Source organism: Tessaracoccus sp. OH4464_COT-324 (assembly GCF_003932855.1).
Taxonomy (GTDB): domain Bacteria; phylum Actinomycetota; class Actinomycetes; order Propionibacteriales; family Propionibacteriaceae; genus Arachnia.
In genome coordinates this window covers 126397-152109 of the sequence record NZ_RQYZ01000001.1, presented here as the reverse complement: position 1 = coordinate 152109, position 25713 = coordinate 126397, and the positions used below count along the sequence as shown (strand labels likewise).

Genomic DNA, 25713 nt, shown 5'->3' with positions numbered 1-25713 from the left:
TCGCTGTCGGCGTAGAGTTAACCAACCAATTTTCGCGCATCCGCAGATGTTCCATGGAAAGGTTGAGACATGCTGAACCGACGTACACTCATTCTGGGCGGCGGACTCGCCGCCGCGGCCACGCTTGCCGCCTGCGGCAACAACTCGGGCCTCGACGGCCAACCAACGCCCACGGGCAGCCCCTCAACCAACCCGGATGCCACCGTTTCCCTCAACCAGTGGTACCACGAGTACGGCGAGCAGGGGGTCAAGGAAGCCGTCGAGCGGTACGCCGCCGATTACCCTGACGCCAAAGTGAGCGTGAGCTGGACCCCCGGTGAGTACAAGCAAATCCTCGGCGCCGCACTGCTCACGCCCGAGGCCCCCGACGTCTTCGAATACGAGCAGGGTGGTTCCCTGGACATGATCCGAGCCGGCCAACTCGCCGACCTGACCGATCTCGTCGCGCCCGTTCGGGATCAGTTCAACAAACCGGTGATGGACCGCTTCACCTTCCAGGGGAAGGTCTACGGCATTCCGCAAACCATCGACATGCAGTTGCTCTACTACCGCAAGTCGCTGCTGGAGGCCAAGGGCCTGCAGCCGCCCAAGACCTTCGACGAGCTGGTCGCCGCAGCGCAGGCCGTTCAGGAGGGCTCGATTGGCGGGTTTTTCGCAGGCAACGACTCCGGCGTGGGCGTGTTGGGCACCATGTTCATCTGGGCCTCTGGCCACGCCCAGTTGAACCCGGAACGCACGGAGGCCGCCTTCCTCACCGACGAGTTCTACGCCGCCCTCGCCGCCTACCGCAGCTTCGTGCAGTCCGGAGCCGTCGTCGCCGGCGCATCCAACGACTGGTTTGCCCCCGACGCTTTCGCCAATGGCGAGGCTGCCTTCCAGTGGGGCGGGTTGTGGTCGATGCCACAGATCCAAGAGGCCATCGGCGACGACTTCGGTGTCTTGCCCTTCCCCGCGTTCGGCCCCACCGGCCGGCCCGCCGTTCCCTTCGGCGCGTTCGGCGCCTGCGTGAATGCCAAGGGCAAGCACGTCGAGGAGGCTAAGAAGTTCGTGAAATGGCTCTGGATCGACCAAGAAGATAAGCAGGTCGATTTCTCCGCCTCCTACGGCACACACATTCCGGCCAAGAACGCGCTGGCCGCTCAGTCCGAGAAGTTCAAGTCCGGCCCGGGCGCGGACGCGGCCAAGTTCGTCACGGATCACGGCTTCGCCAACGACATCATGTGGTCCGGCGCCCTGGGGGAGGCCTACGGCGCTGCGGTGAGCAAGGTGATCGTGGGCGGGAAGGACCCGAAGGAGGCCTTCGCCGGATTCGCTGATCTGGCGGCGGCCGAACTGAAGAAACTCGCTGGCTGATGCAGTTGTGGAAAAGGGTGCGCGGACACCAGGGACGAAACGTGTGGTTCTTGGTGTTCGTCGCACCCTTTCTCGTCGGCCTGGCAGTATTCGTCTACGTGCCGGTGGCGTGGAGCGCCTACTTGTCGTTCTTCGAGGCGCGAAACACCATCACGCCGACCAAGTTCGTCGGCTTCGAAAACTACACCTACCTGCTGAACGACCAGCTCTTTCGCGACTCGCTTCTCGTCTTCGTGCTCTTCGCCGTGGCCATCGTGCCACTGACCTACGTCTGTTCCCTGGGGCTGGCCCTGCTGCTGAACAACCTGCGGTGGGGCCAAGCCTTCTTCCGATCGGTGTTCTTCCTGCCAGCAGCCGTCAGCTATGTTGTGGCCGCGATCGTCTGGCGCCTGGCCTTCTTCAACAACGCCCGCTTCGGCCTGCTCAACTCCTTGATCAGTTCCACCGGCGGCGCCCCAGTCAACTGGCTGGGCGGCGGCAACGGACTCTATTGGGTGGCGTTGGTCTCCGTCCGGCTGTGGCTTCAGGTGGGCTTCTACATGATCCTGCTGATCGCCGGGCTCCAGCGCATCCCCCACGAAACCTATGAGGCGGCGGCCCTAGACGGGGCACATGGCTGGCGGATGCTCCGCCACATCACGCTCCCCCAACTGCGCGCGACCAGCGCAGCGGTCATCATGCTGCTGTTGATCAACGCGTTCCAAGCCTTCGACGAGTTCTACAACATGCTGGGCTCTCTCGGCTCCTATCCGCCCTATGCTCGTCCCCCGCTGGTGCACCTGTATGTGCTCTCGTTCGGCTCGGGCGGGCAGGACCTCGGGGTGGGCGGAGCCGGAACCATGATCCTGGCGGGCATCATCATCATCTTCTCCCTGATCCAAAACCGGGTGTTGAATCGGGCAAATCGTGCGGAGTTGGCCCGATGAAGTTCTGGACAATCGCTCGATACGCCCTGCTGATCATCCTCGCGGCCTTCTTCCTGCTGCCCTTCTACATCATCATCCGAAACGCTTTCTCCACCCAGCGCCACATTGCGTCTCCCGCCTGGAACTGGCTACCCAATCAGTTCGACCTCACCAACCTTTACCGCCTGTTGGAGAATGACTCAGTAGGCATCGGTAGGGCGTTCCTCAACTCGACGATCATGGCGCTCACCCAGACCTCCCTCACCATCTTCGTCACGCTGATGGCCGGCTACGCGCTGGCCCGTTGGACGCACCGCCTGGCCAGCGCACTGCTGGGGCTGACCGTATTCACCCTGATGGTGCCCGCGACGATGACCTTCGTGCCCACCTTCATCATGACGGCGCAGTTTGGTTGGATTGACACCTTCCGGGGGCTCGTCATTCCAGGCGCATTTTCGGCTTTCGCCACCTACCTGTTCCGGCAGTTCTTCCTGGATTTCCCCGTCGAATTGGAAGACGCCGCCGCCGTTGACGGCTGTTCCCCCTGGGGAGTCTTCTGGCGCATCGTGGTGCCCAACAGCAAGGGAATCGTCGCCGCCGTCGGAACAATCGTGCTCATCGGCTCCTGGAACGCCTTCCTCTGGCCAAGCCTCGTCGGACGAAACAACACCCGGACCCTCCAGGTGGCGATCAGCCAGTTCATGACCAGCCAGGGGGTGAAGCTGCCCGAGCTGTTCATGGGCACGCTGATCGCCGTCGCCCCCATGCTGCTGGTCTTCCTGTTTCTGCAGCGCTACCTCGTGCGCGGCTTCACCACCTCGGGCCTGCGCTAGCCCAGCTTGCGCAACAGTAGGACAAGATCCTCGTGGCTGGGGCGAATGGGGTTGGTCGGAGTGCAGCCATCAGCGGCGGCCGTCGCGGCCATCTCCTCGATCAACTGTCGGTACTCGGCCAAGCTGATTCCCGCCTCCCGCACGGTTTCGGGCACCTCCAGAGCCTGATTCAGCTTCCTCACCCGGGCGACGAGAGCGGTCACCGCCGCCCTACCCGTCGCGGAAGGCGACAGCATGTGGCCCAGCCGGGCGTAGCGCTCGGCCGCGCGCGGGCAGCGCGAATTGTACTCGATGACGTGTGGGAGCAGCATGGCGTTGCATCGGCCATGGGGGATGTGGAAATGTCCGCCGAGCGCATGGGCCAGGCTGTGGGTGATCCCCAGCCCACAGTTGTCAAAGGCCATGGCCGCCATGCAGGAGGCGTTGTGCATCCTGGTGCGCGACTCCGCGTTTGAGCCGTCACGGAAAACCGTTTCCAGGTGGGCAAAGACCAGCTCGACCGCCTTCTCGGCAAGCGCGTCGGAAAAGTCGCTGGCGTCCACCGAGACGTAGGCCTCCAGGGCGTGCGTCAACACGTCCAGCCCCGAATCGGCCGTGATCCTTGGCGGCAGGCTGAGCACCGCGTCGGGATCCAAGATGGCGACCTTCGCCACCATGTCCGCAGAGACGAGGGGGATCTTGGTGTGCGTCTGCTCATCGGTGAGCACCGCGAACGAGGTCACCTCCGAGCCCGATCCGCTCGTCGACGGAATGGCGACGATGCCCTCCGGGGCGCCGAAGTCGTTGTCGACCGCGGCCTTGTGCATGGCCTTCGCGGTATCCATCACCGATCCCCCGCCGAAGGCAACCACCACGTCAGGGCGAGCCGCCAGGTAACGGGCCACCCCTTCCTTCACCACGGAGACCGTCGGGTCCGGCAGCACGCCCGAGTACACCGTCGGCTCCCCACCCAGGTGAAAGCGGATCTCGTCGAATAGCTTCGTGCTCGACAGGAAATCGTCCGTGACGACAAGTGCGGCCTTCCCACGGTAGGCCTGCAGCGCGGTCAGCGAGTCGAAACCCATCTTTACGGTTGTGTTCAGGCGGAACTCCTGCATCATCACTCCTCTGTGCGGTGGCTGTCCCGATATTCCGACGGGGTGACGCCCTCTTCGCGTTTGAACGCGCGCGAAAAATAGTTCAGCGGCTGGAACTTGAGGTGCGCAGCAATGCGCAGTACGGGCTTGTCAGTGTGCACCAGCAAAAACTTGCCGCGCTCAATACGCTTCCTCGTGACGTATTGGTTGAAGCTGTAACCGGTGTGCTTGCGGAACTGCCTGGAGAAGTGCGACTCGCTCCACATCAGGAACTCCGCGGCTTTCGCACAGGTCAGGAACGCCGTTGGCTCCTTCTCGATCTCGTTCAGCAACGTGGCGATGCTGCGCTCGCCCGGCGGTAGCTCCGGCTCAATCAAATCGTGCAACTGGATCAACAGCCGCTCGCAGTACACCTGGGCTGCATACCTATTCAGTGGTGCGGTGCGTTTCTTGCGTTGCGTGATTACAGACTGCGATATTTCCTTTCCATACCGCACGCCCTCGCTCGAAGCGATCCCGATCAGCATGTCCTCCAGCGGACCCAACACGCTGACCGGAATCTTGAGGCTCCATCGGGGCATCACCGTGTCGAGGAAGTCGTTCAGGAGTTCCAGGTTGGCCGCCACGTTGCGTCGGCGCAGGTTCTGCGCCCACTCGGTGGGGTTGAGTTCCGCCTCCGCCTCCACCGGCGACGGAACAATCGGGATGAGCGGGGCCTCCTTGGCCCGGGAAGCGACGATCGGCGCCAGCAGGCGACCCGTCCCCTCCGCTGGGTAGGGCTGCACCCGCCCCAAGTAGGTTCCGGCGGTCGCCGAGAAATCGAAATAGGCCTGCTGCTTGCCCAGCGCATCATTTGCCATGCTGATGATCCGCTGCGCTGCGCTTTCCAGCTTGGCCAACTCGACCACCCGGATTCCGTCGTACAGCTCCCCCACCTCGTCGTCGGAGAGCCCGCTCGAAATGCTGATTATCCTGTCGAGCTGATCCATGCCCTTCTGCAGCATCACCTGGCCGGCCATGATGGCCCCCAGGAAGTGCTTGCCCGCCATGATGGACACCGAGAAGTCCACCAGCCCGGCATGGCACCGATAGATGAAGGGGCGCCCTTCGAGGGCTGCCTGGAATCCACCGTGCGCGTCGCAGCTGTAGCAACGCTTACGGATCTCCGGGTCTCGGCGCAAGAACTCACAGAGCTGAGTGAACTGGGAAGCCTCGGTGACGGGAGTGCCCATTGCATCGACGGTAATCATGGCGAGCCCGGTGTCGCGCGCGAACTCCTCCTGAATCGCCTGCAGTTTCTCTATATCGATCAGCCTGCGCAGGTCGAGCAGACCGGGATCGAAACCGCTCAAGTCGACGTGCTGCATAGCGCCTCCTTCAGTTCGTTGATCCCTTGTCCTGTGACACCGCTCACCACGATCACTCGCTCAGCCCCCGCCCGCACCAGATTCTCCCGCGCATCCGCCAGCTGAGCCACGGTGGCAACATCGCGTTTGGTCACCACGCCAACAGTCCGGCGGTTGAGGGCCGCTGCATACCCCGGGTTGAAGCGGGAGTTGTCCGCAGTTGGATCCAGAACCAGAACCACGATCTCCACGTCGTATGCACTGATGGTGAGTGCCCGATTCAGCCGGCCGTGGTCCAGGTATTCCCCGGGCGTATCGACGATGTTTCCGACGACGTCCATCGCCTGAGTCTTGGCGTACTCAATTTCCTCCCCCAACAGCCGCTGCCGCAACGTCGTTTTGCCCGCGCCCACGCTGCCCACCAGAAGAGTCGGCCGGTACATCACGTTCTCGTCATCGGTGCCGGGGTAAAACCCAGTTGCTCTAGCGTCTCGACGATGGACCGGACCGAGGATTCGACATCCGCCAGTGCGCCCACCAGCAACAGCGATCCGGAGAAACGATCCACGTAGCCCAAGTGCACCCCTGCAGCCTTCGTCGCGATATCGGCGGCGATCACTGCTGCCTCGCCGGGCGTGATGGTGAGCACAGCAACAGCGCCACGCGTCTGGGTCGTCAACCCGACCTTCGCGTAAAGCGCCTCGTCCGGGTTAGCGATGATGTGGGCCAAGGTCACCTGTTTGCCAGGAACGAACTCCTGGATGATGCGCTGCTTGTCCTGAACGTCCATGTTCAACTCCCTGCTCGGTACCCAACCCTAACCCCAGGAAGCTCCACGAGCGCCGGAAGGGTCGAAATGTGTAACACGTGGCTCGTTCCGTGTACACAAACCCTGCCTACCCTGTAGAGGAAGCGGCGCCGTAGGCGCTTCCTGGACAAAGGAGTCAAACATGCAAGAAGCACTTGGCATGGTCGAGACGAAAGGTTTCGTGGGTGCTGTCGAGGCAGCGGATGCCATGGTGAAGTCGGCCAACGTACAACTGGTCGGTAGCGAGAAGATCGGTGCCGGCTTCGTCACGGTCATGGTCCGCGGGGATGTCGGTGCGGTGAAGGCCGCCGCAGACGCCGGCGCAGCTGCCGCGAGCAAGGTCGGCGAGCTGGTCAGCGTGCACGTTATCCCACGCCCGCACACCGACGTCGAGAAAATCTTGCCGGTCAACGCGAAGTGAGTTGGGGAGCGAACATGCAAGACGAACTGATGAACAAGGTCATGGCCGAGGTCATGAAGCAGCTCGGCGGGACGGTCGACGCTCCAGCGCAAGCCGCCCCCGCGGCCCCAGCAGCCCCAGCTGCTCCCGCCCGTCCTGCCTGCACCGAATTCGTGGGCACCGCGATCGGGGAGACCATCGGCCTGGTGATCGCCAACGTGGATCCCAAGCTGCACGAGATGATGGAGCTCGACAAGAAGTACCGCTCCATCGGCATCGTGGGCGCCCGCACCGGTGCCGGGCCGCACATCTTCGCGGCGGACGAAGCCGTCAAGGCCACCAACTCTGAGGTGCTGAAAATCGAGCTCCCCCGCGACACGCAGGGCGGTGCGGGCCACGGCTCGTTGATCGTATTCGGCGCTGAGGACGTGTCCGACGCCCGTCGCGCCGTTGAGGTGACGCTGGGCGAGCTGGATCGGACCTTTGGCGACGTGTACGCCAACGAGGCCGGCCATCTCGAATTCCAGTACACCGCTCGCGCCTCCTACGCGCTCAACATGGCCTTCGGTGCCCCCCTCGGCAAGAGCTTCGGCATCACGGTTGGCGCACCGGCGGCGATCGGCGTCGTTCTCGCCGACACCGCGGTCAAGGCGTCCACCATTGACGTGATCGCCTACTCCAGCCCCGCCAAAGGCACCAGCTTCAGCAACGAGGTGATCTCGGCCTTCAGCGGCGACTCCGGAGCTGTCCGCCAGGCAATCATCGCCGCCCGAGAGGTGGGTATCGGCCTCCTGGGCGCCCTCGGTTCCGTGCCCACGTCCGCCACCACCCCGTACATCTAAGAGTTACAGCAATGCGTTCCAAGAGATTTGAGGCGCTCGATGCGCGCCCAGTGAACCAAGACGGCTTCGTCACGGAGTGGGCAGAGGTCGGGCTGATCGCGATGAAGTCGCCGAACGACCCGACGCCCTCCATCCGGATCGAGAACGGTCACGTGACCGAACTTGACGGCAAGTCATGCTCCGAGTTCGACATGCTGGACACCTTCATCGCCTCCTACGGCATCAACCTGGAGTTGGCTGAGCAGGCGATGGCCATAGACTCCCTGGAGATGGCCCGCAGACTTTGCGACATCAACGTGCCACGCTCCGAAATCATCCCACTCACCACAGCCATGACGCCGGCCAAGCTGACCGAGATCGTTAATCACATGAGTGTGCTGGAGATGATGCTCGCAGTAACCAAGCTTCGCGCCCGACGCTCCCCCGCCAACCAGTGCCACGTGACGAACCTCGCGGACAACCCCGTCCAGATTGCGGCAGACGCCGCCGAAGCGGCCATCCGCGGATTCGCAGAGATGGAGACCACCGTCGGCATCGTGCGCTACGCGCCGTTCAACGCATTGGCTCTACTCATCGGTTCCCAGGTTGGTCGACCTGGAACTCTCACCCAGTGCGCCGTTGAGGAAGCCACCGAGTTGACCCTCGGAATGCGCGGCCTCACCGCCTACGCCGAGACCGTCTCCGTTTACGGCACCGAGGATGTCTTCATGGACGGCGACGATACGCCGTGGTCCAAGGCATTTCTCGCGTCCTGCTACGCGTCGCGCGGGCTGAAGATGCGTTTCACCTCGGGCACCGGTTCCGAAGTGCAGATGGGCTTCGCCGAGGGCAAGTCCATGCTCTACCTGGAGGCTCGTTGCCTGTTCGTGACGAAGGCCGCTGGTTCCCAGGGTACTCAGAACGGCTCCGTCAGCTGTGTCGGTGTTCCCGCCGCAGTACCGCAGGGCATCCGCGCGATCCTGGCCGAGAACCTGATCGCGATGATGCTCGACCTGGAATGCGCCTCATCCAACGACCAGACCTTCACACACTCCGATCTGCGCCGCGTGGCCCGCTCCCTGATGCAGTTCGTGCCTGGCACCGACTTCATCTGCTCCGGCTACTCGGCCACCCCGAACTACGACAACATGTTCGCGGGCTCCAACTGGGACGCCGAGGACTACGACGACTGGAACATCCTGCAGCGCGACCTGCATGTCGACGGCGGCCTCACCCCGGCGCTCGAAGAGGAAGTCGTGCGTGTGCGAAACAAGGCTGCCAGGGCAACGCAGGCGGCTTTCCGTGAACTCGGCCTCACCGAGATCACCGACGAGGAGGTCGAGGCGGCCACCTATGCGCACGGCTCCAAGGACATGCCCAAGCGCAACGTCGTCGAGGATCTCAAAGCAACCGAAGAGATGATGAAGCGGGGAACCACCGGCATGGACGTGGCGCTGGCCCTCTCCCGTGGAGGCTTCGACGACGTGGCCAGCTCTGTCTTCAACCTGCTGAAGCGGCGCGTCGCAGGTGACTACCTGCACACCTCCGCGATCTTTGACGAGAGCTTCAACGTCAATTCCGCAGTGAACTACCCGAACGACTACCACGGCCCGCAGACCGGATACCTGATCACGGACCAGCGTTGGGACGAGATCAAGCAGGTGCGCTCCGCAATCAGCCCGGAGGAGGTGTGATCATGAGCGTCGATCAAGCAACTTTGAAGGAACTGATCCAGAAGGTGATCTTGGAGGTGTTGGCCGAGCAGACCGCCCAGCCCACTCCCCAGCAGGCCCCGGTGAAGGTGAACCCGAGCGCAACGGTGCGCCTCACCGAGCAAGGCGAGGCCGCCGTCGGATCCGACCCCAAGGAGGTGGTGGTCGCGCTATCGCCCGCGTTCAGCACCCAGATCATGGAAACGATCACCGGACTCAAGCACGGCGACGTGTTGAAACAGATCACCGCCGGCATCGAGGAGGAGGGCCTGAACTACCGCTTCATCAAGGTCTACCGCACCGCCGACGTCGGGTTCATCGCCCACGAGGCGGCCAAGCACTCCGGCTCCGGCATCGGCATCGGCATCCAGTCCCGGGGGACCACGGTGATTCATCAGAAAGACCTGCCGCCGCTTTCCAACCTGGAGTTGTTCTCGCAGGCTCCTTTGCTGGATCTCGACACCTTCCGCGCAATCGGCAAGAACGCCGCCCTCTACGCGAAGGGCCAGTCCCCCAGCCCGGTGCCCGTGCGCAACGACCAGATGGCCCGGCCGAAGTACCAGGCCGTCGCAGCGCTGCTGCACAACAAGGAGACCAAGCTAACCGACCAGCGGCGCAAGGCATCGGCCCTGCAAATCGCGTACGTCTAGGAGACCGCCATGGATCAAGAACAACTCATCCGCCAAATCATGGCCGAAGTGATGAAGGATCTCGGCCAGCAGCAGGTCTCCTTCCAGAAGAAGGAACCCGCCGGCACGCCTGGCCGAGCGACCAAGGTGAGCAAGGAACACTATCCGCTTGCGGAGAAGCATCCTGAGATGGTCTCCACTCCGGGCGGGTTGAGCCTCACCGACTTGGAGTTCGACAAGGTCAAGGCGGGCACGCTGTCCCCCAGCGAGTTCCGGATCACCCCGGAGACCCTCGAGTTGCAGGCCCAGGTGGCGGACGACACCGGGCGCGCCCCGCTGGCACGCAACATGCGCCGGGCGGCCGAGCTCGTCGCCGTACCCGACGAGCGGCTCCTGGAGATCTACAACGCGCTGCGCCCGTACCGCTCCACGAAGGCCGAGCTCTACGCCATCGCCGACGAGCTGGACCAGAAGTACCAGGCCAAGGTCTCCGCCGGTTTCGTGCGGCAGGCTGCGGACGTCTACGAGCAGCGGGATCGTCTGCGGATCGACTGAGCACCGGCCGATCTCGGCCAGTTTGAGCAAGCAAGGAAGGAAATCCAACGATGGGTATCGTCGCCGGGATCGACATCGGCAATGCAAGCACTGAGGTTGCGCTCGCCGAGCGCACCGGCGACTCCCTTCGTTTCCTGGCCTCCGCCACGATCCCCACCACCGGGATCAAGGGAACGGACGCGAACATCAAGGGCGTCTTCCAAGCCCTGAGCGTCGCGCTGGAGCGGGCCGGCCTGAAGATGACGGATCTGGATCTGGTGCGGATTAACGAGGCCGCCCCCGTCATCGGTGATGTCGCGATGGAGACCATCACGGAGACCATCATCACCGAGTCGACGATGATCGGTCACAACCCTGCGACCCCGGGAGGCTTGGGCATCGGCGTCGGCCGCACGGTGCTGCTGGCCGACCTGCCCACCTGGCGCGGGACTGATCCTGTGATCATCGTGGCTGATCGCAGCCGCTCCTTCGAGGAGGTGGCCCGCCTGATCAACGAGGCGGTTGACCGAATACCCGTCGCCGGAGCGATCCTGCAACTTGACGACGGTGTGCTGGTGCATAACCGGTTGACCAACAAAATTCCGATCGTTGATGAGGTGGCCCATATCGAGAAGGTGCCCATTGGAATGCTGGCGGCCGTCGAGGTCGCAGAAGTGGGACGCATCGTCGAGACCCTGTCCAACCCGTTCGGGATCGCCACCCTGTTCGGTTTGGATGCAGACGACACAAAGCAGGTCGTCCCGCTCGCCCGCTCGCTCGTCGGCAACCGCTCAGCAGTGGTGATCAAGACCCCGCAAGGCGATGTGAAGGAGCGCAGGATCCCTGCGGGCAAGATCAGCTTCCAGAGCGTGCAGCGCACAGTAGAGGTCGATGTTGATGAGGGCGCCGAGGCCATCATGACCGCCCTGGCGAAGAACCCAGATGTCGACGACATCACCGGCCAGCCGGGCACCAACGTCGGCGGCATGATGGAAAAGGTGCGAGTCACCATGGGCGGGCTGACCAACCTCGACCCGAAATCGGTGAAGATCACGGATCTGCTGGCCGTCGACACACATGTTCCGCGGCGAGTGGCCGGGGGCGTGGCCGAGGAGTTCGCGATGGAGGCCGCCGTCGGGATTGCCGTGATGGTGAAAACCGACAGACTGCAGATGCAACGCCTCGCAAACGAGATGGCGGCGCAGTTCGGTGTGCCGGTTGAGGTGGGAGGAGTGGAGGCCGACATGGCCATCCGCGGCGCGCTGACCACCCCCGGTACTGCCGCACCCATTGCAATCCTAGACATGGGCGCGGGGTCAACGGATGCCTCCATCATGCGGGCAGACGGCAGCGGGACCTCCATCCACCTCGCCGGTGCTGGAGACATGGTCACGCTGATGATCCAGTCCGAGTTGGGTCTGGAGCTGTTCGACACCGCAGAGGACGTCAAGCGTTATCCGCTGGCCCGGGTGGAAACGGTGTTCAACATCCGGCATGAGGACGGCACCGTGCAGTTTTTCGACGAGCCGCTGCCCCCTCACCTGTACGCGCGGGTGGTGATTCTGAAACCCGACGGCATGGTTCCGCTAGAGATCGATCTGCCGGTGGAGACCATCCGCCAGGTGCGTATTCGGGCTAAGGAGCGTGTATTCGTCACCAACTCGTTGCGCGCGCTGCGTCGAGTGAGCCCCACCGACAACATCCGCGGCATCGATTTCGTGGTGCTGGTCGGCGGCTCCGCCCTCGACTTCGAGATCCCGCAGCTGGTGACGAAGGCGCTGGCCGAATACCGCGTGGTCGCCGGACGCGCAAACATCCGCGGCACCGAAGGGCCCCGTAACGCCGTTGCCACCGGTCTGGCCCTCAGTTGGATGGGGTCATGATGCGGATTCCACCTGCTGAGAGCCCCACCATCGAGCTTTTCGCCGCCACCGGGCTGGACGAGAGGCAGCTGAGTGCGGTTCTCCTCGGCGTCGAGGAAGAGGGCGTGCCGTGCGTCGTCAGCCATCGGGAGGAGCTGAATCCCCTGGTGCTCGCGAAAAGCGCAGCCACCTCGTCCCGGCTAGGCGTGGGCATCGGTATGTCCCTCGACTATGCCGTGGTCACCCTCGACAAGCTGCCTGAGGCTCGACCCTACATCGTCGTCCAATCAACCTCGGCTGAGGCCGCCCGTCTGCTGGGCTCCAACGCCGCCCGGATCGTGAAACGAATCCCGCTCCGAGGATTCACCGAAAGGAACCAGTAATGCAAGCACTTGGAACAGTGGAGACTGTCGGGCTAGTGGCTGCAATAGAGGCCGCCGACGTCGCCTGTAAGACCGCCAACGTGGAGCTGGTTGGCTACGAACTCGCCAAGGGCGGCGGGTACGTGACCATCAAGGTACTCGGGCAGGTGGGCGCGGTGCAGGCAGCGGTCATCGCCGCCTGCACCGCAGCGAGTCGAATCTCGCGGGTAGTGAGCCACCACGTGATACCCAGACCCAACGAGCAGATCGAAAGCCTTGTGCACAACAACTCCACCGTCGGCTACCGGCCGCCGAAGCCCGTGGAGCGGCCAAAGAAAACTGCGCCGCCGGCCAAGGAGGCGAACCCCGACCTAACCAAAAAATCCGCCGAAACTGAGTCGCCCGCACCGCGGGCCGCCCAGCATCCGACGCCCAAGATCACCGCAGCGCCCGCTGCGGCCATGGCGACCACCGCCAAGACAACCACCTCGAGGAGGAAGCAAGCATGAGCCAAGCACTGGGTCTCGTTGAGACCAAGGGATTCGTCGGGGCCGTCGAGGCCGCCGACGCCATGACAAAATCCGCAAACGTCACCCTCGTCGGATCCGAGAAGATCGGTGCCGGATTCGTGACCGTGATGGTGCGCGGCGACGTCGGCGCGGTCAAGGCGGCTGTGGACGCCGGATCCGCCGCAGCAGCCAAGGTGGGTGAACTCGTCAGCCAGCACGTGATCCCGCGCCCACACAGTGACGTCGAGAAACTGCTGCCCAAGGCCTGACCATGAACGAGCAGCAACTGATTTCCGAGATCGCGTCGCGCGTGCTGTCCCAGCTGAACGAGGCCAACCCCCACCGAGTGATGGTCGGCATATCCAACCGGCACGTTCACCTGAGCGACGCCGACTTCCGAACCTTGTTCGGCTATGAGGCCCCCAAGGTGAAGAAGTATGTTCGGCAGCGCGGCGAATTCGCGGCCGAGGAAGTCGTGACGCTGCATGGCCCCCGAGGTTCGATGGAACGGGTGCGGGTCATGGGCCCTAACCGGCCCGCAACACAGGTGGAACTCTCCCGCACCGACTGTTATGCGCTTGGTGTCTCGGCCCCGATGGCGCAATCGGGCCAACTCGAAAACGCTGGTCCGATCGAAATCTCCGGCCCGGCGGGACGCATCCAGATGGAGCACGCGGCCATCGTCGCGGGGCGACACATCCACATGAGCCCCGACGACGCGGCCGCGCTCGGCCTGAACGACCAGGACCGAGTCCGTGTGCAATTCGACGGCGAACGTGGCGGCATCTTGGAGCATTTCCTAGTGCGTGTCAAACCGTCCTTCCTCCTGGAACTGCATCTCGACACCGATGAGGGCAACGCCATCGGAGCAAGCACCGGCGACTGGGCCACAATCCTCGGGAAGTAACCATGGATCCGCATCATCGTCGACTGGCGCAGTTCTCCCATCTCGTTGGTTCGGGAGAAACCGCCAAGGTCACAGGGCCCCTACGGCTGGGCATCGACCTCGGCACCGGCAACATCGTGCTCGCCGTCGCGGACCTGCACGGCCAGCCGGTTGCCGGGGCCTGGCGCTCGTCGACGGTGGTGCGCGACGGCATTGTCGTGGACTGGTTGGGCGCGGTTCGTACGGTGCAACAGCTCCTGGCAGAGCTGCAGGCAAAGCTGAACCACGAGTTCAACTCCGCGGCCATCGCAGTCCCACCGGGAATTGACAAGGCAACCGCAAGAATCTTCAGCAACGTGGTGGAGGCCTGCCAACTCAGCGTTGCCGAGATCGTGGATGAACCCGTGGCCGCCGCCCGGGCTCTCGGCATCCGCAGCGGAGCCGTCATTGACGTCGGTCACGGCACCACCGGGGTCTCCATCCTCGCAGATGGGAATTGCGTCGTTTCCGACGACGAACCGACGGGCGGCCACCACATGACTTTGGTGCTCTCCGGGGCGCTGGGCCTCGACTACGACACCGCAGAGACACTGAAGAAAGACCCCGCTGAGTCCAAGCTCGTGTTCGGGCTCATCCGCCCAACGATGGAGAAGATGGCCAGCATCGCAAAACGCATCCTGGCCGGGCGCGAGGTGGATCAGGTGTTCCTGGTGGGCGGCGCCACTTCGTTCCCCGAGTCGACGAGGGTGTTCTCCGCCGTTCTCGGTAGGCCGGTGGAGGCTCCCGCCCACCCGCTTTTCCCCACTCCCCTAGGTACCGCTTTGAAAGGTCAACCATGACCGAACAAGAGATCGAACGTATCATTCGCCGCGTGCTGGCCGAGTTTGGGCTGCCGGCTCGACGGCCCAGGGCACTCGTGCTGTTCACTGGCGCGCTACTCGGCTTCGATGACTCGTTGGCGGCGTTGCGACGCCTCACGGACGCCGTCCAACTCGATTGGACTCGGACTCCTAGCGCCGAGCGCATCCTGGATGAGCAGCGGATTGCCGACGTCGGAATGACGCCAGCTGCTGACTCGCTCACCACGGCCCATGACCTGCTCATAGTGCCCACCGCCACGGTCAATCTTTTCGCGAAAGTTGCGCACGGAATCGGCGACTGCCTGGCTTCCAACCTCATGGCGGAGTTCATCATGTCGAACCGCCCAGTGATTGCCGTGGTTGACGGTGCCTGCCCCGACTCCGAGGCCAAGCGCGGTTGGTTTCCCAACATGCCCGCGGCCTACCAGGCGATGCTGCACCGAAATCTCGAAATGATTCGGAGTTTTGGGGTGACCCTCACTCCCGCCACTCTCCTCGACGAAGCGGTACTGGGCCACATCAGCCCCGGGCGGTCCCCGGCCTCGGAGAAGCCAGCGAAAGAGGAGTTGCGACTGGTCACGCAAGCCACCGTCGCGCTAGCCCCGGAAGGTTCGACGCTTGGGATTGCCCCGCGCGCCATCGTGACGGATCTAGCACGAGACCTAGCCCACAAGCGAAACATCACCTTCCAGCAAAGGAGCTGAAATGTATCTCGCGAAAGTCATCGGAACGGTAGTATCCACCACCAAGGATGAGCGCCTGGTTGGGTTCAAACTGTTGTTGACCCAGCGTCTGGACAAGGAAGGCGATGCGTGCGCGGCTCCAGAGGTGGCCGTGGACACCGTCGGTGCGGGCCGGGGCGAAACCGTGATCATCACCAAGGGTTCCAGCGCCCGCTTCGGCGCGGACAAACCGCAGGCTCCCCTGGACGCCACGATAGTGGGCATCGTGGACGCTGTAGAGATAGATGAGGCGTGAGATGCCTGCTATCTACACGCGCACCGGTGACGCCGGAGACACGGGGCTGTTCGGCGGTTCCCGGGTCGCCAAAGACAGCCTACGCGTCGAGGCCTACGGCGCGGTGGACGAGGCGAATTCTGCCTTGGGAGCAGCCAAGACGCTCTTGCCGGAGGGCGATTGGCGCGATCGGGTGCACCGGATCCAGCACCGTTTGTTTGTCTTGGCCGCTGAGTTGGCCAGCGACGAGGCTGGGGCCGCGAAACTCGACGGTCGAATTGACGCTCACGACATCGTCGAGTTGGAGAACCTCATTGACGACTGCCTGGCTGTTACCGGCCCACAGCGCGCGTTCGTGGTTCCCGGAAGAGACACCCGTTCCGCGGTTTTCCATGTTGCCCGCACTATCGTGCGCCGCGCCGAGCGACGAACTCTCACCTTGTCGGCACACGAGCAGGTCCGCGCGGAGTTGATCAAGTTTTTGAATCGGCTCTCGGACGCGGTGTACGCGCTGGCGAGGCTGAGCGAATCCTGGGCAGACGCGCAACGCATCGAGGCGATCGTCCGAAAGGCCGTCAAACAACACCTGACGGTCCTTCCCAACGACACGGTTTTGACCCGTGCCCAGCTGCTCGTCGCGCGCGCCCAGGACAAAGCGCGTGCGCTGGGCGTGCCCGTAGCGGTGGCTGTCGTGGACGCCGGAGGCGGGCTAGTGGCATTCGAGCGCATGAGCGACACGCTGCTGGCCAGCACTGATATCGCACTGAACAAGGCATGGACGGCGGCTGCTTTCAAGCAGACCACCGCCAATCTGGGCGAGGCCGCCTCGACGGTGCTCCCCGGCCTGGCCGACGGCAACCAGGGGCGCGTGGTGCTGTTCGGCGGTGGTTTCCCCCTATTCGATGAGCGCGGCCACCTGCTGGGAGGGTTGGGTGTTTCCGGCGGCACGGTCGAGGAGGACTGCCTGATCGCCGAGTACGCGCTCGCTTGGACAAACGCACAAGGAGATGAGGAATGATGTTGGATCCCACGCTGCTGGAAGAGACGATCAGGAAGGTGCTGGAGCGGCTCCCAAGCCAACTCAGCTCGAACGAAGGTTCGGGCGCGCAAGCCGAGTACAGCGACGGGGTCTTTCCATCAATGGATGAGGCCGTAGCGGCCGCGGACCAGGCCTGGCGGGAGTATCTGCGCTGCTCGATGGCCGATCGCAGGCGCTTTGTCGCGGCCATCCGCGAGGCCATGCTGGAGCCCGATCACCTGGATCACATGGCGAGCCAAGCCGTGCTCCAGACTGGGATGGGCGACGTCGGACACAAATACCTCAAGAACAAGGCCGCCGCAGAGTTGACGCCTGGCGTCGAGGATCTGGTGACCGAGGCCTGGTCGGGAGACGATGGGCTCACCACCGTCGAGTACTCACCCTATGGTGTCATCGGGGCGATCACACCGACCACCAACCCGACCGAGACCATCACCTGCAACACCATCGGGATGTTGGCGGCCGGCAACGCGGTGGTCTTCAGTCCCCATCCTCGTGCCCGCGACTTGTCACTTTGGCAGGTGCGGGTCATCAACCGGGCGTTGCGCGCAGTCGGTGCACCTGAGAACCTCGTGGTAACAGTGGCGGAACCGTCGATCGAGAACACCCAGGCGATGATGGCGCACCCAGACGTTCGGTTGCTCGTGGCCACGGGCGGTCCCGGCATCGTGCGCAGCGTGCTGTCCTCGGGCAAAAAAGCGATCGGCGCGGGAGCAGGCAATCCTCCTGTCGTGGTGGACACGACGGCGGATCTGGAGCACGCAGCCAAGTGCATCGTTGATGGGGCGAGTTTCGACAACAACCTGCCCTGCACCTCCGAGAAGGAGATCGTAGCGGTCGACGCCATCGCTGACCTGCTGAAGTTCAACATGGTGAAGAACGGCGCCTTCGAGCTGGCTGCGGAGCAGGTCCATCGTCTGGAAGGGATTCTCCTGGGCAAGAGGGGCCCCGCAACTGACTGGGTGGGCAAGCCCGCGACGCAGATTCTGGAAGCCATCGGCGTGACTGCCCCAGCAGGGGTGCGGCTGCTGGTGTTCGAGGCAGCACAGGACCATCCTTTCGTGGTGGAGGAGATGATGATGCCGATCATCGGGTTGGTTCGGGTGCCGGACGTGGATGCAGCGATCGATTTGGCCTGCAAGCTGGAGCACGGTAACAGGCACACTGCGATCATGCACTCGCGCGACGTGTCCAAGCTGACGCTGATGGGCAAGCTGATCCAGACCACGATCTTCGTGAAGAACGGGTCGTCGTTCACCGGAATCGGCATCGGAGGCGAGGGCTATTCCACGTTCACCATCGCAGGTCCGACGGGCGAGGGGCTCACCCGGGCCCGCAATTTCGCTCGCCGGCGCCGCTGCGTCCTCGTCGGGGATCTGAACGTCCGATGAACCGGCTCAGGGTTGCGGTGACGGGCGCCGCCGGGCAAATCGGTTACGCGATCCTCACCAGAATCGTCCAAGGTGATCTCTGCGGAGACCGGCCGATCGAGTTGCGCCTGCTTGAGGTCGAGGGAGCGTTGAAGGCCCTGGACGGCGTGGTCATGGAACTCGTTGACTGTGCCCCCAAAGCCTTGGTAGATGTGCAGATCGGTTCTGACCCTCGTCGGGTGTTCGACGGCGTAAACCTGGCGCTGCTGATTGGTGCCGCACCGCGCAGGGCGGGAATGGAGCGCTCTGAACTGCTGAGCGCCAACGGCAGCATCTTCGCTGAACAGGGAGCGGCTCTCGCCGCGGTCGCAGCAGATGACCTACGGGTGGTGGTCACGGGGAATCCCGCCAACACGAACGCCTATATCGCTGCCAGGCACGCCCGTGGCGTGCCACCAGAGCGGTTCACGGCCTTGACCCGGCTGGACCACAACAGGGCGCGGGCAATGTTGGCGCGCAAAGTGCGTCAACGGCCGCAGGATGTTCGGCAGCTGACTATCTGGGGCAACCATTCGGCCACCCAGTACGCAGACGCCTACCACGCGACGATACTCGGCTCCCCAGCCACAAGCTGGGTGGACGAGGGCTGGTTGAGCCTCGATTTCGCGCCGGCCGTTGCCCGACGAGGTGCGGGGGTCATCGCGGCCCGCGGCAAGTCGTCGGCGGCTTCTGCCGCGAATGCGACCCTCGAGCACGCCCGCGACTGGTTCCGCGGAACACCGCCCGGGGACTGGACATCGATGGCGGTGTACAGCCACGGTGAATATGGAGTCCCGGAGGGTTTGATGTGCTCGTTTCCGGTGCGTTGCCGCGGCGGCGACCACACCGTCGTGGAGGGGCTCAGATTGAACGCCCTGGCGCGTTCACGCATCGACGCCTCGGTGGGAGAGCTGCAGGCGGAGGCAGAGGCGGTGCGTAGGCTGGGCCTGCTGCCCAGCTGAATCCGCGCCTCCCAGATCAGTTCTTCTTCGGAGGCTCAGAGGTGGATAGGGCCGCGACGAAGGCCTCTTGTGGCACTTCGACGCGCCCAACCATCTTCATGCGCTTCTTTCCTTCCTTCTGCTTTTCCAGAAGCTTGCGCTTGCGTGAGATATCGCCGCCGTAGCACTTGCTGAGCACATCCTTGCGGATGGCTCTGATGGTTTCGCGGGCGATGACGCGCGTTCCGATGGCGGCCTGGATGGGCACCTCGAACTGTTGACGCGGAATCAGTTCTTTCAGCTTAGAGGCCATCTTCAAGCCGTAGGAATAAGCCGATTCCCGGTGTACGATCGCGGAGAACGCATCCACCGCGTCACCGTGCAACAAGATGTCCACCTTCACCAGATCGGCCGCCAGTTCCCCCGCCGGTTCGTAGTCGAGCGAGGCGTACCCCTTGGTGCGGGACTTCAAGGCGTCGAAGAAATCGAACACGATCTCACCCAACGGCAGCGTGTAGCGGATCTCGACGCGGTCCTCCGACAGGTAATCCAGGCCTTTCTGGATGCCCCGACGGGTCTGGCACAGGTCCAAGATGGTGCCAATGTAGTCACTCGGGGCCAAGATTGTGGCGTTCACCACGGGTTCGAAGATCTCGGCCACCTTCCCAGATGGGAACTCCGATGGGTTGGTGACGATGTGCTCCGAATGATCCTCCATCACCACGCGGTACACAACGCTGGGTGCGGTGGAGATCAAATCCAGATTGAACTCTCGTTCGAGCCGTTCTCGCACGATCTCCATGTGCAGCAACCCGAGAAAGCCAACCCGGAATCCGAAACCGAGGGCGCTGGATGTCTCCGGCTCGTAGCTCAGCGCGGCGTCATTCAACTGCAGCTTATCCAGCGCCTCTCGCAGCTCGGAGAAGTCGTCTCCGTCAATCGGGTAGAGGCCCGCGTAAACCATGGGAACCGGCGGTTCGTAGCCGCCCAGGTCCTGGCGAGCGCGATTGGTGACCGTGGTCACGGTATCGCCCACCCGGGACTGGCGAACGTCCTTGACCCCAGTAATCAGATAACCCACTTCCCCGACGCCGATGGCGTCTGCTTTGGTTGGCTCCGGGGCGATCACACCCACCTCAAGCAGCTCGTGCTCAGCGTTCGTGGACATCATCAGGATCCGGTCTCGGTGCCGCAACGAACCATCCACCACGCGCACGTACGTGACGACTCCGCGGAACGTGTCGTACACCGAGTCGAAGATCAGCGCCCGGGCAGGGGCATCCGCGTCCCCTTCCGGAGCCGGGATGCGGGCCACCACGTCATCCAGCAGCTCCGGAACACCAACACCTGTCTTCCCGGAAACGCGAAGCACTTCGCTCTCGTCACAGCCGATGATGCCTGCCACCTCGGCCGCGTACTTGTCTGGATCCGCTCCGGGCAGGTCGATCTTGTTAAGCACCGGGATGATCGTCAGGTTGGCTTCGATTGCCAGATATAGGTTGGCGAGGGTCTGGGCCTCAATGCCCTGAGCTGCGTCGACCAGCAGGATCGCGCCCTCACAGGCCTGAAGCGAGCGTGATACCTCATAGTTGAAGTCGACGTGGCCAGGAGTATCGATCATGTTCAGCACGTGTGTGACGCCGTCTACGTCCCAGGGCATGCGTACCGCCTGCGACTTGATGGTGATGCCGCGTTCCCGTTCGATGTCCATGCGATCGAGGTACTGCGCACGCATCTGCCGCTCGTCCACCACCTTGGTGAGTTGCAACATCCGGTCGGCCAGTGTGGACTTGCCGTGGTCGATGTGCGCGATGATGCAGAAATTGCGGATGATCGACGGGTCAGTCTTGCCGGGACGAGCCATGCATCATTCCTTGTGCTGAAGAGTGGTTGTTGCCCGGCTATCTTCTCAAATTGCCTGGAGCTTTGCGAGTTCGTTGGTTGGAGTGTACAGTTGAGCGTCGCGTCTACTTGACGCTGTACCGAGTACGCAAAGGATTTCATTCGTGGCAAACATCAAGTCTCAGCAGAAGCGCATCAAGACCAACGAGAAGGCGCGTCAGCGCAACAAAGCGGTCAAGTCGCAACTGCGCACCTACGTCCGCAATGCCCGTCTGGCGATCGCTGAGGGCGATGCTGCGAAGGCTGCCGAGCTGACCGCGGTGGCCAATCGCGCGCTGGACAAGGCCGTTTCCAAGGGCGTCATCCACGCCAATCAGGCCGCAAACCGCAAGTCTGCGCTCAGCCTGGCAACCGCTGCGCTGAGCAAGTAACGCAGCGCTCAACAAGCGCCTCGGCATACTCGGTAGCCGAGGCGCTGTTTGCTGTCCTCATGCTCAGCGTCGGTCGCGCAGGGCCAGCACTGTCAACAGCATCTTCTCCAGCGCGTACTCCGCGTCGGTTGCGGCGCCTTTGATCTCCGCGTCGCCCTGCGCGATTGCTTGCAGTGCCTCGGCGACACCGGTCACAGACCAGTATCTGGAGCACTCGGCGAAGGTACGCAGCTTGAAGAACGGCACCCCGAGGCGGGCCGCGAGGTCGCCGTCGGAGGATCTCCTGCCGCTGAGTTCGAGGTATTTTCCCAGGCCGCGGAAGTTTCCGGCCATCGCCGACGTGATCAGGACAGGCGCGACCCCGGTTCCGAGCGCCCAGCGCAGTTGCTCCATGGCGGCCGACGATCGCCCGGCCAGTGCGGCGTCGGCCACAGCAAAACTGGTGACCTCGGCCCGGCCAGCGAAGTAACGTCTGACGAGGGAAGAGTCGATCTCCCTACTCTCAGAGTCCTGCGCCAGCTGGCTGACTGCACCGGCGATGGCCCGAAGGTCTGTTCCAACGGCTGCCAGCAGCGTCTCGGCGGCTTCCCCGTCCATCCTTAGCCGGTGGTTGCGGGCCTCCCGGAGCACGAAGTCGCGCAGCCCACGGGCGTTCGGGGCTTTGACGGCGACCACTTCGGCCCCCGCCTTCTTTACTTTCTCCACAACGCCCTTGCCCTTGTTCCCACCGCCATGTACCAGGATCAGGCAGCTCTCCGGTACGGGCGACTTCACGGCCGCGACGAGGGCATCAATGGCTTCAGCTGGGCATGACCCCAGGTCCTCAATGACAGCGATTACGTGGCTGGCGAACAGAGACCCCCCCACCACTTCGCTGAGCATCCGCTCCCCCAGCTCGTCGGCACGCACGGTGTTCACCTCGGCGTCGGGCATCTCGCTCAAGGCGGCTTTCTTCCGCTCGGCCACGGCCCGTTCGGCCAGGAGAGACTCGCTGCCGGTGACCAGTAATGCGCTGCCAAAAACACTCACCGTCCAAGCCTGCCACCGGCGCCCGACATTTTCGAGTCCGCTTCATTTGCCGAGCGGATGCGCGGTCAGCCCTCGAGCTGTCGAAAGAACGAGGGTACCTTGTAGATCGGTCCGGATGATCTGCATGCCGAGCGAGTGGGCGTAGTCCAGTGCGCGCTTGCTCGGGTGACCGTATTCGTTCCCTGCGCCCGCACTGACCACCGCAAGCCTGGCCCCGCTGGCCGCCAGGAAGGACCTCACTACTCCTGCTGAGCCGTGGTGCGGCAGCTTGAGCACATCCACGTTGAGGTTCGTTCCGTTCTGCCGCGCGGTACGCAGCGCCTCCAGCTGGCCGGGCACCTCCAAGTCTCCCGGCAGCAGCAGCCTGAGCTCTCCCACCGTCGCGACCCCCACGACGGAGGCATCGTTTTCTCGCGACGACTCCCCCTCTGCCTCGGCGTCCCCGTCCGGCGGCTCCCATGCGCTAACGGTCTGCCAGTGTACCTGCCCAACCTTCAGTTCCTCACCCACCGCCGCGGTTCGGATGTCCAGTTCGCTGGCCTGCGCCACTCGACGAGCCGCTTTGACGGGGCTGGGCAGCTTGCTAACCAGGACAAGCTCCGGTTTGAAGTCTCGAACAACGTCGAAACCACCGACGTGGTCAGCGTGATAATGGGTCAGCACCACAAGCGGCAGGCTGCGCACGCCCAACTCGGCCAGACAGTCGGTGAGCGGCTGAGGCTCTGGGCCGCTGTCGACGAGCACCGCCGAATCCGGGCCGGCTCGCAGCACCGTAGCGTCCCCTTGGCCCACGTCGCAGAAGGCAACTTGCCAGTCGGCTGGCACAGTAGCGTTCGGCTCCCGCACCGTTATCAGCACAAGCAGCAGCGCCCCGAGTGCGCTGGTGACCAGCCAACTGTCCAGGCAACGCAGAAGCAACCATCCCAGCAGGAGTCCGCCCAGAGTGACGAGCACGACACCGGGCCAGCCGGGGGCTGGCAGGCTCGGCTGCGGCAAGCTGGAACACCAGTTCGCCAGCCACAGAATGGGGGCGCAACACCAACCCGCGGCCCAGCCCACACCGGGCGAGACATGGGGCAACATGCTCAGCAAGGAGGCCGCAAAGCCGAGAACCGTCGTCGGTCCGACGAAAGGGCCGGCGGCGACGTTGGCCAGGATCCCCACCAACGAGACCTGGGAGCTCAGCCCGGTAACCACGGGCTGTGTGGCCAGTTGAGCGGCCAGCGGAATGGCGATTGCTTCCGCCAGCCAGCGAGGTAGCCATCGCGTCAGCCGCTCGACGAACAACGGGCCCAGCAACACGATGCCCAGGCAGGCCAGAACGGACAGCCAGAAGCCGGCCGCCCAGCTGAGCCACGGGTCGAAGGCGAGCAGCGCGACGATAGCCACAGCGAGCGTGCGAAGACTGCGCCGGCCTTTCCCCGCCCCGATGCCGACAGTTGCCACGATGCCCATCGCGGCCGCACGCAACACCGATGGTTCAGGGCCGCAGATCATGATGAATCCGCCTACTCCCAACAAGCCGACGACCCGCATCACCCAAGCCGTGCAACCGATGGCCCGAGCTGCGGCGAGCACCACGCCCAGCATCAAGGCAAGGTTGGCGCCGGACACCGCCATGAGGTGGGTTAGCCCGGTGGTGCGGAACCGTTCGCGGGTCGTGTCGTCGATTCTTGAGGTGTCTCCGACCACCAAGCTCGGCACAAGTGCCGCCTGGTCGGGTGGCGAAAACTCCATGGCGGCACGCAATCCGGCACGCAGGCTGCCCGCGATGCGGTGGAGGAAACCCGCAGGAACCAATTCCTCGGCCACACCATTCAGGTTGGCGACTGCGGCAAAAGGTTCCGTACTCGCGGCTGATTTGAGCCGAACCGTCACGGAGTAGGTCGCGCCCACCTTCAACTGTGCCAGCTGCTGCCCTTCATCACCATTTCCGTTCAACAGGATGCGCGTCCGTTGCTCCTTGGCCGCCCCGTGCGCCTCGATGCGGCTGGTCTCCGCTGCGGCATAGAAGCGAGGTGGTGTAGCTCCGCTGACTTTTGGCTCCTCCAACAGCCGGATCTCAAGGCGGACGCTCGCTCTCTTCTCTGCCAGCTCCGAAAGTGGCGACTCCTCCCGAAGGGTGGCCAGCGCAGCGGCGTACCCTCCGAACAGGCCGAAGGCCACGAGTGCCACCACTACAGCGGGCCAACGCCGCAGGAGAGCTGCGGCGACGAACATCGCCACGCAAACCATGATCCACGGACGGCCCACTGCGATTCCACTAGCTGCACCCGCCCAGGCAGAAACGGCAGCAGGAACCAGCCGCCAGTCGTGGCTCATAGTGTCACGTGTGGGGTCAGCTTGGCGACGGTCTTTGCCCCAATTCCCGAGATCTCTTGTAGCTGGTCGAGGCTGCTGAACTTGCCGTGTTCCTCCCGCCATTGCACAATGGCCGAGGCCGTGGCCGGTCCGATTCCGGGCAGCTGATCCAGTTCTTCGGCCGTGGCGGTATTGATGTTGACTCGCTCCTTCAAACTGCCTGACCCCTTGCTCGTCGCAGCGCTGGTCCGGCTGTCTGACTCCGTCGTGCCAACACGAACCTGCAGTCCGTCGGCGATCGGCGCGGCCAGGTTCAGCTCACCCGGCACCGCGCCTTCAGCCATGCCACCGGCCTCCTTGATGGCGTCGGCGACGATGGCCCCTTCCAGCAGCGAGTAGACCCCAGGCTTCTGTACCGCACCAAGCACGTGGACCCGCAACAATTTCGGGGGGTGGCTAGGCTCCGGGCTATACGGCTTGGCCGAGACGCTGACCGGGGGCGTGCCGATCGGCACCGCCTCCACGGTGCGCGCCCCGGCGAGGTTCACCGCGAAGATCCCCACAAGCGCCAGCCCTATGAGGAGCAACGCAAGGAGGTGGCTTCTACTGAGGCGTATCTTGGCGCGCCAGCCCTTGATCGGGGCGTCATCCTCCGGCATCGTCAGTTCGTCTAACGCACGTCGCGCGGCGCCAAGCGGTTTCTTTCCCTCGCTGACCAGCGCCAGACGAGCTTCCGCCACCTCATCGCTTACAGATCGGGCTCGATGTTTCATGCCCCTATTAGGGGTCACGAAAACCAGCCACCGCCCACCGGCGCACTCAACTGTGGACAACTCCACCCGGGCCCCGAGAACGGGGCCCGGGGCTA

Annotated in this window: 28 protein-coding genes; 20 read left to right on the top strand and 8 right to left on the bottom strand. The window is 63.7% G+C overall.

The genetic code is table 11. The features are described from left to right. Positions 1–69 precede the first annotated feature (69 nt). The 3 genes from EII42_RS00730 to EII42_RS00720 are packed head-to-tail and all read left to right on the top strand — an operon-like array spanning position 70 to position 3091. Positions 70–1353 (top strand): ABC transporter substrate-binding protein, encoded by a 1284-nt coding sequence (locus EII42_RS00730; protein ID WP_125170192.1) that lies wholly within the window; start codon positions 70–72, stop codon positions 1351–1353. Beyond that, complete coding sequence (locus EII42_RS00725; protein WP_125170191.1) at positions 1353–2279, top strand: carbohydrate ABC transporter permease; 927 nt, start codon at positions 1353–1355, stop codon at positions 2277–2279. The genes EII42_RS00730 and EII42_RS00725 overlap by 1 nt, the downstream gene beginning before the upstream one ends. After that, complete coding sequence (locus tag EII42_RS00720) at positions 2276–3091, top strand: carbohydrate ABC transporter permease (RefSeq protein WP_125170190.1); 816 nt, start codon at positions 2276–2278, stop codon at positions 3089–3091. The genes EII42_RS00725 and EII42_RS00720 overlap by 4 nt, the downstream gene beginning before the upstream one ends. Here the strand turns inward: EII42_RS00720 and EII42_RS00715 are convergent. From EII42_RS00715 to EII42_RS00700, 4 genes are read right to left on the bottom strand one after another with little or no spacing between them, the layout of a single operon-like run. Beyond that, complete coding sequence (locus EII42_RS00715; protein WP_125170427.1) at positions 3088–4188, bottom strand: 1-propanol dehydrogenase PduQ; 1101 nt, start codon at positions 4186–4188, stop codon at positions 3088–3090. The genes EII42_RS00720 and EII42_RS00715 overlap by 4 nt on opposite strands. A gap of 2 nt (positions 4189–4190) precedes the next feature. Further along, positions 4191–5534: a PocR ligand-binding domain-containing protein gene (locus EII42_RS00710; protein ID WP_125170189.1), complete on the bottom strand. Its 1344-nt coding sequence runs from the start codon at positions 5532–5534 to the stop codon at positions 4191–4193. Continuing rightward, a complete protein-coding gene (locus EII42_RS00705) occupies positions 5516–5956 on the bottom strand; it encodes a EutP/PduV family microcompartment system protein (protein ID WP_125170188.1) in 441 nt (146 codons plus the stop codon). Before EII42_RS00705 ends, EII42_RS00710 begins: the two co-directional genes overlap by 19 nt. Beyond that, the gene (locus EII42_RS00700; protein WP_125170187.1) at positions 5956–6303 is read right to left on the bottom strand and encodes a BMC domain-containing protein; all 348 of its coding nucleotides are present in this window, start codon (positions 6301–6303) and stop codon (positions 5956–5958) included. The genes EII42_RS00705 and EII42_RS00700 overlap by 1 nt, the downstream gene beginning before the upstream one ends. Before the next feature lie 160 nt (positions 6304–6463). On the opposite strand from EII42_RS00700, the gene pduA reads away from it, so the two are divergent. From pduA to EII42_RS00620, 16 genes are read left to right on the top strand one after another with little or no spacing between them, the layout of a single operon-like run. Then, on the top strand, positions 6464–6742 hold the full coding sequence (pduA, locus tag EII42_RS00695) for a propanediol utilization microcompartment protein PduA (RefSeq protein WP_125170186.1): 279 nt from the start codon (positions 6464–6466) through the stop codon (positions 6740–6742). A gap of 14 nt (positions 6743–6756) precedes the next feature. Next, positions 6757–7563 (top strand): propanediol utilization microcompartment protein PduB, encoded by an 807-nt coding sequence (gene pduB / locus EII42_RS00690; RefSeq protein ID WP_125170185.1) that lies wholly within the window; start codon positions 6757–6759, stop codon positions 7561–7563. A gap of 11 nt (positions 7564–7574) precedes the next feature. Next, entirely contained in the window at positions 7575–9236 is a 1662-nt protein-coding gene (locus EII42_RS00685) for a propanediol/glycerol family dehydratase large subunit (protein ID WP_125170184.1), read from the top strand. 2 nt (positions 9237–9238) lie between these two features. Beyond that, positions 9239–9904 carry a propanediol/glycerol family dehydratase medium subunit gene (locus EII42_RS00680; protein ID WP_125170183.1) on the top strand — a complete coding sequence of 222 codons (666 nt, stop codon included), beginning with the start codon at positions 9239–9241 and terminating at the stop codon, positions 9902–9904. A gap of 9 nt (positions 9905–9913) precedes the next feature. Continuing rightward, a complete protein-coding gene (locus EII42_RS00675) occupies positions 9914–10438 on the top strand; it encodes a diol dehydratase small subunit (protein ID WP_125170182.1) in 525 nt (174 codons plus the stop codon). Between the two features lie 50 nt (positions 10439–10488). Next, positions 10489–12300 carry a diol dehydratase reactivase subunit alpha gene (locus EII42_RS00670; protein WP_125170181.1) on the top strand — a complete coding sequence of 604 codons (1812 nt, stop codon included), beginning with the start codon at positions 10489–10491 and terminating at the stop codon, positions 12298–12300. Further along, on the top strand, positions 12297–12662 hold the full coding sequence (locus EII42_RS00665) for a glycerol dehydratase reactivase beta/small subunit family protein (RefSeq protein ID WP_233558209.1): 366 nt from the start codon (positions 12297–12299) through the stop codon (positions 12660–12662). The genes EII42_RS00670 and EII42_RS00665 overlap by 4 nt, the downstream gene beginning before the upstream one ends. Beyond that, entirely contained in the window at positions 12662–13150 is a 489-nt protein-coding gene (locus EII42_RS13795) for a BMC domain-containing protein (protein WP_125170180.1), read from the top strand. The genes EII42_RS00665 and EII42_RS13795 overlap by 1 nt, the downstream gene beginning before the upstream one ends. After that, positions 13147–13419: a BMC domain-containing protein gene (locus EII42_RS00655; protein ID WP_125170179.1), complete on the top strand. Its 273-nt coding sequence runs from the start codon at positions 13147–13149 to the stop codon at positions 13417–13419. Before EII42_RS13795 ends, EII42_RS00655 begins: the two co-directional genes overlap by 4 nt. A 2-nt stretch (positions 13420–13421) precedes the next feature. Continuing rightward, complete coding sequence (pduL, locus tag EII42_RS00650) at positions 13422–14057, top strand: phosphate propanoyltransferase (protein ID WP_125170178.1); 636 nt, start codon at positions 13422–13424, stop codon at positions 14055–14057. Positions 14058–14059: 2 nt separating this feature from the next. After that, on the top strand, positions 14060–14875 hold the full coding sequence (gene eutJ, locus EII42_RS00645) for an ethanolamine utilization protein EutJ (RefSeq protein ID WP_125170177.1): 816 nt from the start codon (positions 14060–14062) through the stop codon (positions 14873–14875). Further along, positions 14872–15600, top strand: a complete 729-nt coding sequence (locus EII42_RS00640) for a flavoprotein (RefSeq protein ID WP_125170176.1) — start codon at positions 14872–14874, stop codon at positions 15598–15600. Before eutJ ends, EII42_RS00640 begins: the two co-directional genes overlap by 4 nt. Position 15601: 1 nt before the next feature. Further along, on the top strand, positions 15602–15874 hold the full coding sequence (locus EII42_RS00635) for a EutN/CcmL family microcompartment protein (RefSeq protein ID WP_125170175.1): 273 nt from the start codon (positions 15602–15604) through the stop codon (positions 15872–15874). 1 nt (position 15875) lies between these two features. After that, entirely contained in the window at positions 15876–16871 is a 996-nt protein-coding gene (locus EII42_RS00630; protein ID WP_125170174.1) for a cob(I)yrinic acid a,c-diamide adenosyltransferase, read from the top strand. Continuing rightward, complete coding sequence (locus EII42_RS00625) at positions 16868–18283, top strand: aldehyde dehydrogenase family protein (RefSeq protein WP_125170173.1); 1416 nt, start codon at positions 16868–16870, stop codon at positions 18281–18283. Before EII42_RS00630 ends, EII42_RS00625 begins: the two co-directional genes overlap by 4 nt. Continuing rightward, complete coding sequence (locus EII42_RS00620; RefSeq protein WP_125170172.1) at positions 18280–19263, top strand: malate dehydrogenase; 984 nt, start codon at positions 18280–18282, stop codon at positions 19261–19263. Before EII42_RS00625 ends, EII42_RS00620 begins: the two co-directional genes overlap by 4 nt. A 16-nt stretch (positions 19264–19279) precedes the next feature. On the opposite strand, the gene lepA is transcribed toward EII42_RS00620, so the two are convergent. Further along, entirely contained in the window at positions 19280–21106 is a 1827-nt protein-coding gene (gene lepA, locus EII42_RS00615; RefSeq protein ID WP_125170171.1) for a translation elongation factor 4, read from the bottom strand. Between the two features lie 142 nt (positions 21107–21248). Between lepA and rpsT the strand changes: the two genes are divergently transcribed. After that, positions 21249–21515: a 30S ribosomal protein S20 gene (gene rpsT, locus EII42_RS00610; RefSeq protein ID WP_125170170.1), complete on the top strand. Its 267-nt coding sequence runs from the start codon at positions 21249–21251 to the stop codon at positions 21513–21515. A gap of 63 nt (positions 21516–21578) precedes the next feature. Here rpsT and holA read toward each other — a convergent pair whose 3' ends face one another. From holA to EII42_RS00595, 3 genes are read right to left on the bottom strand one after another with little or no spacing between them, the layout of a single operon-like run. Then, entirely contained in the window at positions 21579–22544 is a 966-nt protein-coding gene (gene holA, locus EII42_RS00605; RefSeq protein WP_125170169.1) for a DNA polymerase III subunit delta, read from the bottom strand. A 42-nt stretch (positions 22545–22586) separates the two neighbouring features. Next, the gene (locus tag EII42_RS00600; protein ID WP_233558208.1) at positions 22587–24866 is read right to left on the bottom strand and encodes a ComEC/Rec2 family competence protein; all 2280 of its coding nucleotides are present in this window, start codon (positions 24864–24866) and stop codon (positions 22587–22589) included. After that, on the bottom strand, positions 24863–25618 hold the full coding sequence (locus EII42_RS00595; RefSeq protein WP_125170167.1) for a helix-hairpin-helix domain-containing protein: 756 nt from the start codon (positions 25616–25618) through the stop codon (positions 24863–24865). The genes EII42_RS00600 and EII42_RS00595 overlap by 4 nt, the downstream gene beginning before the upstream one ends. Between the last annotated feature and the right edge of the window lie 95 nt (positions 25619–25713).

Coding starts and splice junctions, on each gene's coding strand:
- EII42_RS00730 (WP_125170192.1), top strand. CDS start 70: ATGCTGAACCGACGTACACTCATTCTGGGCGGCGGACTCGCCGCCGCG.
- EII42_RS00725 (WP_125170191.1), top strand. CDS start 1,353: ATGCAGTTGTGGAAAAGGGTGCGCGGACACCAGGGACGAAACGTGTGG.
- EII42_RS00720 (WP_125170190.1), top strand. CDS start 2,276: ATGAAGTTCTGGACAATCGCTCGATACGCCCTGCTGATCATCCTCGCG.
- EII42_RS00715 (WP_125170427.1), bottom strand. CDS start 4,188: ATGCAGGAGTTCCGCCTGAACACAACCGTAAAGATGGGTTTCGACTCG.
- EII42_RS00710 (WP_125170189.1), bottom strand. CDS start 5,534: ATGCAGCACGTCGACTTGAGCGGTTTCGATCCCGGTCTGCTCGACCTG.
- EII42_RS00705 (WP_125170188.1), bottom strand. CDS start 5,956: ATGTACCGGCCGACTCTTCTGGTGGGCAGCGTGGGCGCGGGCAAAACG.
- EII42_RS00700 (WP_125170187.1), bottom strand. CDS start 6,303: ATGGACGTTCAGGACAAGCAGCGCATCATCCAGGAGTTCGTTCCTGGC.
- pduA (WP_125170186.1), top strand. CDS start 6,464: ATGCAAGAAGCACTTGGCATGGTCGAGACGAAAGGTTTCGTGGGTGCT.
- pduB (WP_125170185.1), top strand. CDS start 6,757: ATGCAAGACGAACTGATGAACAAGGTCATGGCCGAGGTCATGAAGCAG.
- EII42_RS00685 (WP_125170184.1), top strand. CDS start 7,575: ATGCGTTCCAAGAGATTTGAGGCGCTCGATGCGCGCCCAGTGAACCAA.
- EII42_RS00680 (WP_125170183.1), top strand. CDS start 9,239: ATGAGCGTCGATCAAGCAACTTTGAAGGAACTGATCCAGAAGGTGATC.
- EII42_RS00675 (WP_125170182.1), top strand. CDS start 9,914: ATGGATCAAGAACAACTCATCCGCCAAATCATGGCCGAAGTGATGAAG.
- EII42_RS00670 (WP_125170181.1), top strand. CDS start 10,489: ATGGGTATCGTCGCCGGGATCGACATCGGCAATGCAAGCACTGAGGTT.
- EII42_RS00665 (WP_233558209.1), top strand. CDS start 12,297: ATGATGCGGATTCCACCTGCTGAGAGCCCCACCATCGAGCTTTTCGCC.
- EII42_RS13795 (WP_125170180.1), top strand. CDS start 12,662: ATGCAAGCACTTGGAACAGTGGAGACTGTCGGGCTAGTGGCTGCAATA.
- EII42_RS00655 (WP_125170179.1), top strand. CDS start 13,147: ATGAGCCAAGCACTGGGTCTCGTTGAGACCAAGGGATTCGTCGGGGCC.
- pduL (WP_125170178.1), top strand. CDS start 13,422: ATGAACGAGCAGCAACTGATTTCCGAGATCGCGTCGCGCGTGCTGTCC.
- eutJ (WP_125170177.1), top strand. CDS start 14,060: ATGGATCCGCATCATCGTCGACTGGCGCAGTTCTCCCATCTCGTTGGT.
- EII42_RS00640 (WP_125170176.1), top strand. CDS start 14,872: ATGACCGAACAAGAGATCGAACGTATCATTCGCCGCGTGCTGGCCGAG.
- EII42_RS00635 (WP_125170175.1), top strand. CDS start 15,602: ATGTATCTCGCGAAAGTCATCGGAACGGTAGTATCCACCACCAAGGAT.
- EII42_RS00630 (WP_125170174.1), top strand. CDS start 15,876: ATGCCTGCTATCTACACGCGCACCGGTGACGCCGGAGACACGGGGCTG.
- EII42_RS00625 (WP_125170173.1), top strand. CDS start 16,868: ATGATGTTGGATCCCACGCTGCTGGAAGAGACGATCAGGAAGGTGCTG.
- EII42_RS00620 (WP_125170172.1), top strand. CDS start 18,280: ATGAACCGGCTCAGGGTTGCGGTGACGGGCGCCGCCGGGCAAATCGGT.
- lepA (WP_125170171.1), bottom strand. CDS start 21,106: ATGGCTCGTCCCGGCAAGACTGACCCGTCGATCATCCGCAATTTCTGC.
- EII42_RS00600 (WP_233558208.1), bottom strand. CDS start 24,866: ATGAGCCACGACTGGCGGCTGGTTCCTGCTGCCGTTTCTGCCTGGGCG.
- EII42_RS00595 (WP_125170167.1), bottom strand. CDS start 25,618: ATGAAACATCGAGCCCGATCTGTAAGCGATGAGGTGGCGGAAGCTCGT.